Consider the following 12,480-nt stretch of genomic DNA (forward strand, 5'->3'; position numbering starts at 1 on the left):
CGGCCCTCAGGAAACGCCGAGAAGGCTTAAGCGCAGAATGTTGATGGCGCTGGCCGCAAACACGGCCTTGTTGCGGTCCCTGTCCCCAAAGGGAAAATATAGCCGGGTGGCGGTGGCTCCCTCAGGCGTCGCAAGGCCTATGCACACGGTGCCCACGGGTTTTTCGGCGCTGCCTCCGGCAGGCCCGGCGATTCCGGTTGTGGATATCCCGTAGTCGGCCCCGGCTGCCCTTCGCACGCCCTCGGCCATTTCGGAGGCGGTTTCCTCCGAGACGGCCCCGTGCTCCGCAAGGGTTTTCGGACTTACATCCAAGAGGCCGGTTTTCGCCTGGTTGGCGTAGGTGACGGCCCCAAGGAGGAAATAATCGGACGAGCCCGAAACCTGCGTAAGGAGGTGACTTACAAGCCCCCCGGTGCAGCTTTCCGCCACAGCCAGAGTGGCCTTTCGGCTGCGGAGAAGCTCCCCGGCGGCCTCTTCAAGGCTCTTTCCCGAAAGCGACACCACGTGCCGGAAAAGCCTTTCGGAAACGATGCCGCCAGCCCGGTCCAACAGGCTTGCGGTTTCATCAGGCGATTCGCCCCGCGCGTAGATTTTGACCCTTATGACCGGAAAGCTCGCCTGGAGCCCCACGGTGACGCCCGGAACCAGGCCTTCCAGGTCAGCGGTCTGCTCCCCTATGGACGCCTCGGTGGTCCCGAAAAAGCTTATGACCCTTGTTCCGAAATGACCGGCGTCGCCCAGAAGGCCGCGAAGTCGGGGAATCACCTGGTCTGCGAGCATGAGCCGCATCTCGCGGGGCACGCCCGGAAGGAAGAAGAACCTGCATTCACCTATGTTTACTGCAAAACCCGGAGCCGTGCCGATGGGATTGGCGAGGATTTCCGCCCCTTCCGGAAACATGGCCTGCCTTCGGTTGGATTCGGGCATGGGCCTGCCCCAGGCCGCGAAAATGGCCTCTATCCATAAGAGGGCGTCCCGGTTCAAGACCTGTTTCACGCCACAGGCCAGGGCCGCCGCCTCGCTTGACCGGTCGTCGAAGGTGGGCCCAAGGCCCCCGGTCACCACGCAGACGTCCGCCCTTTTCGAGATGTCCCCCATGACCCTGACCAGCCCGGAAAGCTCGTCCCCCACGCAGGTGTGGCGGCTTACGGGCATTGAAAGCCCGGCAAGGACGCTTGCGATGTGGGCGGAGTTGGTGTCCGCCACGGCTCCCAGAAGGACCTCGTCGCCGGTGGAAAGAATTTCAGCCGATATCTTTTTCATTTCGCCTCCGAAGTTGACGCGCCTCGTTTACGGCCTTATATAGAAAGCGGAAAACATTTGCCAGAAAGGATATTGCCATGCCCATTTACGAGTTTCACTGTAACGTTTGCAACAAAGACTTCGAGTGCCTGTTGATAGGCAGCGACAAGCCCAAGTGCCCCAAGTGCCAGGGCGACGACGTCAACCGGCTCATGTCGGCCTGCGGCTTCGTGAGCAAGGGCCAGGGCGGCGGAGTCACCCGCACGGCTGCAGCGGATTCCTCCTGCTCCGGCTGCTCATCGGGCTCCTGTTCGAGCTGCGGCCACTGATGGCCGCCCGTCTGGTTCGCATAGGCACCAGGGGAAGCCCGCTGGCCCTGTGGCAGGCCCGGCACGTGGCGGGCCTTCTGGCCGGGCTCGATCCGGGAATCGAAACCGAACTTGTCGTCATAAAGACCCAGGGCGACAGGATTCTGGACGTTCCTCTCGCCAAGGTTGGCGGCAAGGGCCTGTTCATAAAGGAGATCGAGGACGCCCTCCTTGAAAGGCGTGTCGATCTGGCGGTTCACAGCATGAAGGACGTGCCAGCCGAGCTTCCGGAAGGGCTGATGATCGCGGCAATTCCCCCGCGTGAGGACCCCCGCGACGCCCTGGTTGCGGCGGGCGGCGCAATCGACATCGCACATCTGCCCAAAGGCGGCAGGGTGGGAACATCGAGCCTTCGCCGGGCCGCCCAGATTCTCGCAGCAAGGCCGGATATCGTCATCGAGCCCCTTAGGGGAAACGTGGAGACCAGGCTTTCAAAACTCACGTCCATGAATCTTTCCGCCGTGGTGCTGGCTGCTGCGGGCTTAAAGCGCCTGGGTTTCGAAAACCGCATAACGGCGTTCGTCCCGGCCACGGAGATGCTTCCGGCGGTGGGCCAGGGAGCCCTGGCCCTTGAAACGAGGGCTGACGACGAGTTCACGTCGGGCCTCGCCCGAAGGCTCGATGACCCGGAAACACGGGCCGCCGTAACAGCCGAGCGGGCCTTTTTAAGCCGGGTGGAGGGCGGATGCCAGGTTCCGGTGGCGGCCCACGCCAAGGTGGAAAACGGGTTTATTTCACTTGATGCCCTAATAGCGGACGTCAGCGGCTCCCCATGTTTCAGGGACTCTGTTTCAGGCCCAGTCGCCGAGGCCGCCAGTCTGGGCGTTACGCTGGCAGACTGGCTTCTCGATCGCGGGGGCAGGGAAATCATGGCCAGGCTTCTGGCCTAGGACGTCCGGACGGTTCGCCGTTTATCCGCAGGATATCCGGCCTGATTCGATTTCATTTAGGATGACATAATGGGAAAAGTCTATCTGGTGGGAGCCGGGCCGGGCGATCCGGGCCTTCTCACGGTGAGGGGTCGCGAGCTTCTCGAACGCGCGGACGTGGTGATCTACGATTTTCTTGCGGCCCCGGCCCTTCTGCGCCACGCGAGGCCGGACGCCCAAATCATCTATGTGGGCAAGAAGGGCGGCGACCACACCCTGCCCCAGGAGGGCATAAACGAGCTTCTGGTGCGGAAGGCCAGGGAAGCCGATACGGTGGTTCGCCTGAAGGGCGGGGACCCCTACGTTTTCGGCAGGGGGGCCGAGGAGGCCGAGGTCCTGGTGGAAGCGGGAATTCCCTTCGAGGCAGTTCCGGGCGTAACCGCAGGCGTGGCGGCCCCGGCCTACGCGGGCATCCCGGTCACCCATCGCCGTTTCGCTTCATCGGTGGCCTTCATAACAGGCCACGAGGACCCGGAAAAGGCCGGGTCGGACCTGGACTGGCCCGGAATCGCAAGGGGGGCCAACACCCTGGTCTTTTTCATGGGCATGAAGAACCTGCCGGAAATCTCCGCAAGGCTCATTGAAAACGGCAGGGCCGCCGACACCCCATGCGCCCTGGTCAGATGGGGCACCACTTCGGAGCAGACGAGCCTTTTCGGCGACCTTTGCAACATAGCCCAAAAGGCCAGGGACGCCGGAATGAAGCCGCCCGCTGTCCTGGTAGTGGGCTGGGTGGTGTCGTTAAGGGAAAAGCTCGACTGGTTCACGATTAGGCCCCTTTTCGGAAAAACAGTGGTGGTCACCCGCGCGCGGGCCCAGGCCAGCGACCTTGTGAAAAGGCTCGAGGAAATGGGCGCGCGGGTTCTTGAAACCCCCACCATAAGGGTCGTTCCGCCGGAAAATTCCGCCCCCCTGGACGAGGCCATCGCTCGCATTACGGATTTCGACTGGGTGAGCTTCACCAGCGTAAACGCCGTTGAATATTTTTTCGACAGGCTCTTTAAATCAGGACGCGACGCAAGGGCCCTTGGAGGCGCGAAAATAGCTGCCATAGGCCCAGCCACGGCGGCCCGCCTGAAAAATTACGGCCTTGTCACCGACATCCTTCCCGAAACCTATCGCGCAGAATCCGTTGTCGACGCCTTTTCGGCGCTCGACATGAAGGCCAGGCGCGTGCTCCTGCCAAGGGCGGCGGAAGCCAGGCCAGTGCTTCCGGCGGAGCTTTCCCGGATGGGCGCACTCGTCACCGAAGTGGCCGCCTACCGCACCATCGCAGCAAATGAAGGCAAAAAGGAGCTTTTGGACGAGCTTCAGTCGGGCTCGGTGGACATGGTAACCTTCACCAGTTCATCCACGGTTTCCAACTTCGCGTCCCTTTTCGGGCCGGGCGAAATGGCCGGGCTCATGAAGGGCGTGGCCGTGGCCTGCATAGGCCCGGTGACCGCCGACACGGCCAGGAGCCTTGGGCTTTCGGTAAGCCTGGTTGCCGACGAGTTCACCATAGACGGGCTTTGCAGGGCCATCGGCGGTCATTGCGCAGCAAAATCCATCGGCTGAGCCGCTCAGGCGTGTTCGGAACACGCAGGGGATTTCCCGGCTCATCTTCGCAACGTGAAGGAGACAAGGCATGAGACGTTCTTTTTTGATGGCGATTCCGCTTCTCGTCCTTTTTCTTGCGGCAGGCCCGATCAGCGTGGCCTTTGCCAAGGAGGAAGCGGTTGCCACGGTCAACGGGGTTATCATTCCCCAATCCGACCTGTTGCGCATGATGGTGAACATCCAGATGACGGCCCAGCAGGAAGGCCGCAGGCTGAGCCAGGCCGAGGTGGTTTCCTGGCGCAAGAAGGTCCTGGATCAGCTCATAGGCTATGAGCTCTTGTACCAGGAGGCGAAAAAAGCCAAACTGTCCGTTGATCCCAAATTGATCGATCAATACATAGCCAAGGCCAGAAGCGGCTTTCCGTCGGACGTGGAGTTCAAAAGGGCCTTATCCAGAAAACAGCTTTCCGAGGAGATTTTAAGAAGGGAAATCGAGCGGGACAAGCTGGTGGAGAAGTATCTTGCAGAAAAATTCCTTAAAACCGCCACGCCCACCGAGGAGACCATAAAAAAATATTACGACGCGCACCCCGAAAGGTGGAGCGAAATGCGCGCAAGGCACATCCTGGTGGCCTTTGACGCAAAGGCTCCCGCCACCAAGGCGGCGGCCCGGAAAAAAATCGACGAGATACTGGCCAAGCTGAAAAAGGGCGCCGATTTCGCAAGCATGGCGCGCCAGAATTCCTCCTGCCCTTCCAGGGAAAGGGGCGGAGACCTGGATTTTTTTGCAAGGGGGCAGATGGTGCCGGAGTTTTCCCAGGCCGCCTTCGCCCTGGCTCCCGGACAGTTGAGCCCCGTGGTTGAAACCAAGTTCGGCTTTCACGTGATCAAAGCTGAAGAAAAACGCACCATCAGCTACAACCAGGCGAAAGATCAGATCCGTGGGGAACTGCTGGGGCAAAGCATGGAGGAATTGGCCGACCGCCACGTGGCCGACCTGCGCAGGAAGGCGCGAATAACCATTCTTCTGGATGATTCGGGAAAGCCCTCCGCGAAGAAATAGGGAGGACGGGCGTTTTTCAGGAAGCCGGAAGCGGCGGGTATTGAGCGGGCAGCGGCAGGTCGGCTTTTTGGGATTTCTGCATCCTAAGGACAACCGCCCCGTCCAGTATGGCGATATCAGCCTCCTTTTCCAGGGAGGTAATACCGTTTATGCGGAAAAAGCCGACGGCGCTTCTTTTGAGCTTCAATTCCCGGCTCCTGAGGGTTCCGGCGCTCATTGGGACGAACCTTACGAAATCATGGCGAACCGGCTGGCTTGCAGGCATACGCGGAGGCCTTGCCGCCCTGGTGGCCGGGGTTGCCTCGGAGGGCGCAGTTAAGGATGCAGGCGGTTGCTGCGCCTTCCTGGGCAGTTCTGCCGCGTTTCCAGGCTTTGGCCGGGCCGAGCGCGTGGACGGGTCGTGAATGATGAGAATTTCAGGGTTGGCCTGCCCCTTGCGGTCCACCCCGTAGCCCACCAGCGTCACCCAGTGGCCGCCCACGCGTTCGTATATTTCGGTCATGGGATCATAGGCGTACCAGCCAACGTTGAGCCACACCGCCGAATCGCCCACAAGGCCGTCCTTTATCCAGTCGATTTCAGGCGTTTCGCTCTTGCCCGACATGGCCGCCGGATGCTCCCGCCAGCCCTGGTAGGCCAGATACTCGTAAACGTATCCCCTCTCGCCCAAAAACCTGCTTACCCCCGTCAGAAGGTCCGTGGGGCTGGTGCCCAGATCGCCCGATGTATCCATGTATCCCGGTTTTCCGAGAAGGGCCGCCAGTTGGGGCTGGGTCATGCGGCGGTTGGCGTTCTTGGGCAAAAGATCGGGATACCCGTTACGGGCCAGCCAGACCAGCGAGTTGGAAACCGCCACCGGGGCGCAGAAGCCCTTTCCTCCCCTTGGCAGCCGGGCCGCCTTGTCAGCCTGGCAGAGATCGGGGGTCCCCCTCAGTTTTCCGGTATAAACCGGAGGATATGCGGCGGAAACGCCGCAGAACATGAGAAGGCAGGCTGTGGTTGCGGAAAGAACGCGTTTCATCATTATAACCGGATAAGTCCAAAGGGTTCTTGTTTCACTTGCCCAACCTATCATCAAAAGCACAATAAAGGCAAGAAAACTTGGAACAAAACCTGGAAGTGGACAGTTATCGGACATGGATGCGGAGAACAGGAAGCGGATTCGGCTCAGTAACCCGCCTGCGGGTTTACGGGCATGTAGCGGAAGGACGAAAATGGCTTGAAACCGGGCATGGCTCTTGCCCGCATAACGCACATCAGCCTCTGGTGGCGCGGGGCCGGGCTTGGGTTCACCCTTTCCACCAGGACGCGAAGGGCGGCCCCCGCCTCGCGCAGCCGGGCCACCTCCTCCCCAAGGTAATGGGGCATGAAACCCGCCATCTGGTGGGGAGTCGTGGTGCGGAGAACCACGGCGCCGGGGTCGTTGGGATTTTGCCAGTCCGAAAGGCAATAAAGCTCGTGACCGGGGGAAAGGCCCAAGGCAGCCTCCTCTCCGAAGGCCACGTGTCGGATTCCCCGCACCAGGAATCGATAAAGGAGGTCATTGGTGTCGGGGTCGGTGGCGGGCAGGCCGAAAAGCTCCAGTTTTTCGGTTCTCTCTCGCCTGCTGTCCCTTGCCAGAACCAGGAAGGGGTCGCCTCCTGCAGGCACCAAGTCTAGAACCGAGGCGTTCGCGGGATCGCCAGTGCGGGAGCTTATGACAAGGCGGTTGGCGAACATGGGGAAGAGCCCGTCCGATTCGTAAATCCCGTCCAATTCGTCGAACCCCGCAAAGGGCGTGAAGCCCTGGGCCAGGGCCGTTCTTGCGCCCTCGATGTAGGCGAAGCTGTAACGGGGCGAGAGCCTTCGTTCCAGAAGCCTCGCCACAGGGCAGATAAAGGAGTTTTCCGGATTGAACCAGGATACGTAGAGAATGTTTTCATCACGAATCATGGCCCGTTCCACTTCCCGCCCCCTGACCGACGCGAAAACCCAAGGACTATCAGGAAACCATCATTTGTCAGTTGCCCGAAAGAGCCTTATCGGAATGCTTCGCTATTAAGCGGAGCATGGTTCTTTTCCATTTTTTAAGGAATCCGGCAAAGGGAGGAAATGCCCCGGCCTTCCTCCCCCCCTCCTTTTTCGGGAAAACGAAAAATGGAAATAAATTGCGCTCCCGGAAATATATTGTTTACCTTAAAACCCCCTTTGACCGCAACATTATCTCCATGGTCTCCCTGGTGGAGTAACGGAACCTGAAACCCAGGTCCAGGAGTTTTTTCGGGTTCATGGCCCAGGGATAGCGCACGTAGTCCACAAAGGACGGCGGGGCCTTGAGGATTGGAAGGCCCAATTTCCAGGCAAGGCCGAAGGCCGCCTTCAGCATGAGGTCGGTCATTGGCACGGCGGGCCTTTTGGTCAGGGCGTTGACCTCGGAAACGGTCATGAAGTCCGGCGGAGCCAGGTTGTAGGGGCCGGTTGCCTCTTTTTCCAGAAGAAAGAGCATGGCGCTAACCACGTCGTCCTCGTGCACGAACTGGAAGGGCGGGGCCGAACCCACCGGCGCAAGGGCCACGGGCAGGGTGAACAGGGCCGAGATGTAGTTGTTCACGGACGGGCCGTAGATGACCGAGGGCCGCACCCAGCAGAGCTTTATTTCGGGATGTTTCGCCTGAAATTCCGAAAGATAAGCCTCCACCTCCGCTTTGTCCCTGGCGTAGGGGAAATCCGGATGCCTTCTTATGGGGTCGGTTTCGTTAAGGGGCACGGGGTTGTCGGGAAAAGCCCCGTAAGCGGTGCCGGAAGAGGTCACCATTATCTGTTTCACCCCGGCGGCGAGGGCTGCCTCCATCACGTTTTTGGTGCCGGTAACGTTCACCCTGTGCATGAGGTTCTCATCGTGAACAGGCGTCACCACAAAGGCCATGTGGATCAAAACGTCCGGCCTGATTTCCCTTATCCAGGCCGCCGCGCTTTTTCCGGTCACGTCCAAGCGGCGTGCCTCGCCCCTTTCGTATTTCGACAAGGGGGGCTTGACGTCTATGCCGTAAAACCGGTCGCAAAAAGCGCCCCTGTCCAGTTCCCGGCCAAGGCACTCCCCCAGATAACCGGCCAAACCCGTAACGAACACGGTTTTTCCCATGCGGAAATCACCCTTTCATCGTGGTCCAATGCGGATAACTCGTCCTCTTTTTTGCCGGGCCAGGCCCGGAGAGCCGTGTATCTTTTTGATGTGGGTAATCGATTTTTATGTTTCTTTGCCGAAGCTGTCAAGGCGGTTTTGGAAGGCGGTTTTGGAAAGCCGCATTCCTGTAAGGTCTGACCGAAGTTGGCCCCTCAAAATGCCCTTGACAAATCCCTGCCAAATAAGTTAACCAACCAGTTAGTTAAACCAACCGGAAAGTAAACTTCCCCCGACCGACGCATCACTGAAGGAGCATCCGCCATGGACGCCACTTCCATTGCTTCCCGCCCCAGGGCCGCCCGGCTCTCTGAAACCCCCATCGCCATAATCGGCATGTCGGCCATTCTGCCCGAATCGGAAAACCTTTCCCGGTACTGGCAGAATATTGTGGACGAACTCGACTGCATAAGGGACGTCCCGCCCGACCGCTGGAAAATCGCCGATCTGTATGACCCTGACTCCAAGGCCCCGGACAAGACCTACTCCAAACGGGGCGGCTTCATACCGGAAATCGCCTTCGACCCCATGGAGTTCGGACTTCCGCCGAACATCCTTGAAGTCACGGACGTAAGCCAGCTTTTGGCCCTGGTGGCCGCGCGGGAGGTTCTGAAGGACGCGGGATACGCCGACGAGAAGAGCTTCGACCGCGACCGCATGGGGGTAACCCTTGGCGTGGGCGGTGGCCAGAAGCTCTACACCCCTCTGACTTCACGCCTCCAGTACCCCATCTGGAAAGAGGTGCTGGTAAAGAGCGGGGTCTCCGAGGCCGACGCGGAAGCGATCATATCCAAGATCAAAAAGGCCCACATACCCTGGGAGGAGAACTCCTTTCCGGGAATGCTTGGGAACGTGATAGCAGGGCGGGTGGCCAACCGCTTCAATCTTGGCGGAACCAACTGCGTGCTGGACGCCGCCTGCGGCGGGGCCCTGGCTGCGGTGAAGATGGCCGTAAGCGAGCTTGTGGAGCATCGCGCCGACATCATGATTACGGGCGGGGTGGACACCGACAACTCGCCCTTCATGTACCTGTGCTTTTCCAAGACCCCCGCCATGACCCCGGACGAGTACTGCTCGCCCTTTGACGAGGGAAGCAGGGGCATCCTGATTTCCGAAGGTATCGGGATGCTGGCCTTAAAACGCCTCGCCGACGCCGAACGCGACGGGGACCGGGTCTACGCGGTGATAAGGGGGCTTGGAACAAGCTCTGACGGAAAATTCAAGAGCATCTACGCCCCAAGGCCCGAAGGGCAGGCCAAGGCCCTTCGCCGGGCCTACCAGGACGCGGACATCTCCCCCAATACACTGGGGCTCATAGAGGCCCACGCCACCGGAACCCCTGCCGGGGACCTGTCCGAGTTCACGGCCCTGAAGCAGGTATTCGGGGAATGCGGCGCGGAGATGCAATCCATCGCAGTGGGAAGCGTCAAGAGCCAGATCGGCCACACCAAGACGGCGGCTGGCGCGGCGGGTCTCATCAAGGCGGCCCTGGCCCTTCACCACAAGGTGCTTCCGGCGACTCTCCACGTGTCCCGCCCCAACCCCAAGCTGGACGTCCCTAACTCCCCTTTTTACGTCAACACCGAAACAAGGCCCTGGGTGCGCTCAAACGGAACCCCTCGCCGCGCCGGAGTCTCGGCCTTCGGTTTCGGCGGAACCAACTTTCATTTTGTTCTGGAAGAATATGAAAAGGCAGCCGAAAAGCCTTTCCGCATTCACGGAAAAAACCGGGCCGCGCTCATCTGCGCCGATACGCCGCAAATCCTATTGAACAGGATGAATGACCTCGTTGCCCGTCTGTCCTCCCCCGAAGGCGAAAGGGCCTTTTCCGATCTCTGGCAGGCCTCCCGCTCTCTTTCCATTCCGCCGGATAGCGCCCGCGTGGGTTTAGTGGCGGATTCGGCGAAAAAGGCGGCGGAGCTTCTATGCGCCGCCGTGAAGGCCTTATCGGAAAGCCCGGAAAAGGAGGCTTTCAGCCTTCCCCAGGGCGTCCACTACAGGGTGCGCGCTCTTTCCGGCAAGGTCTGCGCCCTTTTTTCCGGCCAGGGCTCCCAGTACGTGAACATGGGCCGGGGGGCGGCGCTCAGTTTCCCGCCCGTTCACGAGATGTTCGGAAAGGCCGATCACCTTTTTTCGGAGCACGGCCTTGCCCCCCTTTCCGAGGCCGTATATCCCAGGCCGGTTTTTTCAAACGATGAAAAATCCGCCCTGGAAAGGGCGCTATCAGGCACCCGCCTTGCCCAGCCCGCCATAGGCGCGCTTTCAGCCGGGTTTTTCGAGGTTTTCCGCAAATCCGGTTTTTCGCCGGACTTTTTTGCAGGCCACAGTTTCGGTGAACTTTCCGCCCTTTGGGCCGCCGGGGCAATCAGCCTGGACGATTTTTTGAATCTTGCCAGAATCCGGGGAGAGGCAATGGCCCTTGCCCCCAAGCCAGGACACGATCCGGGAAAAATGGCTGCGATTCTTGCCTCCGCTTCCGACATCGCCGAAATTTGCGCCCTGTTCCCCAATGTGGTTACGGCCAATTATAACGGCCCAAGGCAGACGGTGATAGCCGGGCCGACGCCTGATCTTGACGCCTGCTGTGAAATGCTTTCCGGGCGCGGTTTCAAGGCCGTTCCCCTTCCGGTGTCGGCGGCCTTTCACAGCCCCTGCGTGGCACACGCGAAGGAGCCCTTCGCCCAGGCGGTTTCGGCGGTTTCCTTCAACGAAAACTGCGCCAGGGTCTTTTCAAACACCCTGGCCGGGCCGTATCCGAAAAACCCGGAAGAGGCCAAACGCCTTCTTTGCAACCATATTTTGAACCCGGTGCGCTTCACGGACGAAGTGGAAGCCATGTACGCAGCCGGAGCAAGAATCTTCGTGGAATTCGGCCCCAGGGACATTTTAAAGCGCATGGTTTCGGACATTTTGGGCGCTCGCCCGCATCTTGCACTGGCCGTTGACGCCAGGGGCAGGGACGGGGACGCGGCCTTGCGCGAAGCCTGGGCCGCCATGAAGGTTGCTGGCCTTCCCCTGGCCGACGCAGACCCGTGGGCAGCGCCGCCGGATCAGCAGGAAGCAAAACCGGGCCGGGCGGCGGTTAGGCTCACCGGCGCAAATTACGTGAGCGAAAAGACGAGAAAAGCCTATCAGGACTCAGTGAATGACGGTTTCACGGTGGGCGCCGCGAAAAAGGCAGGGGAAGGAAAGGACAGGAAAATGGAAGCATACGCCGATACGGTAACGTCAAAAGCCCTCAACAACGCCGTTTTCACCACCTTGCCGCCGCACGGAACGCAGCCGCCCTGCCCCGCCGCCTCGCCTCCGGTCCGCGATACCGCAGCTCAACAGGTTTTTCAGGCGTCAGCCGCGCCCGTTGGGGTAAATCCTGCTGTGGAGCGCATTCCGGGCGTAAACAGCGCAATGCCCCTTTCCCGGCTGGAAAACGTGCTGGACCAGTTCATTTCCCACCAGCGCCAGACAACCGGGGCGCATGAGAAGTTCCTGGACAACAATTCCGAATACATCAAGGCCGTTTTCGGCCTTTTAAGCGATCAGGCCGCCCTTTTATCCAAAAACGGAAACGGGTCAAATGTGCCCGACGTTCTTTCACGGGGCATGGACGCCTTTCACGGGGTTTGGGCCGACACCGTCAGGGTTCACGGAAGATTTTTGGAGGAGGAGTCCAATAACGGCAGGCTCTGGCTTTACGCCGCATCCGGCCAGGATGCGCGGACGGCTCCCGTTGCCCGCGCCCTTCCGACGCAGCCGATTCCCGCCATCAGCGCAAGGGCGGGAAGCCTTCCGGCTCCATCCCCCTCTCCTGTCCCGGTTTATGAGGCCCCTGCCCAAGCCGTGATCAAGCCTGCTGCTCCCGCGCCTTCCTCTGCGCCCGAAGTCCTCTTTCCGGTATCGCCCAAGCTCAAGGCCGCACAGCCTGAGCCGCCCAAGGCTCCTACCCCGTCAACACCCGCGCCGGTTGCCGACCTTTCGGGCGCGTTCCTGGAAGTTGTCTCCGAAAAAACCGGCTACCCCGTCTCCATGCTGGAGCTTTCAATGGACATGGAGGCCGACCTTGGAATCGACTCGATAAAGCGCGTGGAAATCCTGGGAGCCATGCGGGAGCGCTTCCCCCACCTTCCGGAGTTGGAAGCGGCCGAGCTTGCCGAGTTGAAGACTTTGGGGCAGGTTGCGTCA

The 12,480-nt window shown here is 60.3% G+C and carries 9 protein-coding genes; 5 read left to right on the plus strand and 4 right to left on the minus strand.

Annotation, left to right across the window (positions count from 1 at the left end; genetic code table 11):
* Window positions 1-6: 6 nt before the first annotated feature.
* Window positions 7-1,254: a CinA family nicotinamide mononucleotide deamidase-related protein gene (locus HZB23_16285; GenBank protein ID MBI5846218.1), complete on the minus strand. Its 1,248-nt coding sequence runs from the start codon at window positions 1,252-1,254 to the stop codon at window positions 7-9.
* An 86-nt stretch (window positions 1,255-1,340) separates the two neighbouring features.
* Between HZB23_16285 and HZB23_16290 the strand changes: the two genes are divergently transcribed.
* The 4 genes from HZB23_16290 (at window position 1,341) to HZB23_16305 (ending at window position 5,141) form a co-directional block, all read left to right on the plus strand.
* Window positions 1,341-1,571, plus strand: coding sequence for a zinc ribbon domain-containing protein (locus HZB23_16290; GenBank protein ID MBI5846219.1), 231 nt, complete (start codon window positions 1,341-1,343; stop codon window positions 1,569-1,571).
* Complete coding sequence (gene hemC / locus HZB23_16295; protein ID MBI5846220.1) at window positions 1,571-2,500, plus strand: hydroxymethylbilane synthase; 930 nt, start codon at window positions 1,571-1,573, stop codon at window positions 2,498-2,500. Before HZB23_16290 ends, hemC begins: the two co-directional genes overlap by 1 nt.
* A gap of 69 nt (window positions 2,501-2,569) precedes the next feature.
* Window positions 2,570-4,096, plus strand: coding sequence for a uroporphyrinogen-III C-methyltransferase (gene cobA, locus HZB23_16300; protein MBI5846221.1), 1,527 nt, complete (start codon window positions 2,570-2,572; stop codon window positions 4,094-4,096).
* A gap of 70 nt (window positions 4,097-4,166) precedes the next feature.
* Window positions 4,167-5,141: a peptidylprolyl isomerase gene (locus HZB23_16305; GenBank protein MBI5846222.1), complete on the plus strand. Its 975-nt coding sequence runs from the start codon at window positions 4,167-4,169 to the stop codon at window positions 5,139-5,141.
* A 16-nt stretch (window positions 5,142-5,157) separates the two neighbouring features.
* On the opposite strand, the gene HZB23_16310 is transcribed toward HZB23_16305, so the two are convergent.
* The 3 genes from HZB23_16310 to HZB23_16320 all read right to left on the minus strand — a co-directional run bounded on the left by HZB23_16310 (window position 5,158) and on the right by HZB23_16320 (window position 8,262).
* A complete protein-coding gene (locus tag HZB23_16310; GenBank protein MBI5846223.1) occupies window positions 5,158-6,162 on the minus strand; it encodes a hypothetical protein in 1,005 nt (334 codons plus the stop codon).
* Between the two features lie 146 nt (window positions 6,163-6,308).
* Complete coding sequence (locus HZB23_16315) at window positions 6,309-7,073, minus strand: HIRAN domain-containing protein (GenBank protein MBI5846224.1); 765 nt, start codon at window positions 7,071-7,073, stop codon at window positions 6,309-6,311.
* Between the two features lie 238 nt (window positions 7,074-7,311).
* Complete coding sequence (locus HZB23_16320; protein ID MBI5846225.1) at window positions 7,312-8,262, minus strand: NAD-dependent epimerase/dehydratase family protein; 951 nt, start codon at window positions 8,260-8,262, stop codon at window positions 7,312-7,314.
* 303 nt (window positions 8,263-8,565) lie between these two features.
* On the opposite strand from HZB23_16320, the gene HZB23_16325 reads away from it, so the two are divergent.
* On the plus strand, window positions 8,566-12,480 hold a 3,915-nt coding region (locus HZB23_16325), incomplete at its 3' end, for an acyltransferase domain-containing protein (protein ID MBI5846226.1).

It is taken from the genome of Deltaproteobacteria bacterium, assembly GCA_016235345.1.
In the GTDB taxonomy this organism is placed as follows: domain Bacteria; phylum Desulfobacterota; class Desulfobacteria; order Desulfobacterales; family Desulfatibacillaceae; genus JACRLG01.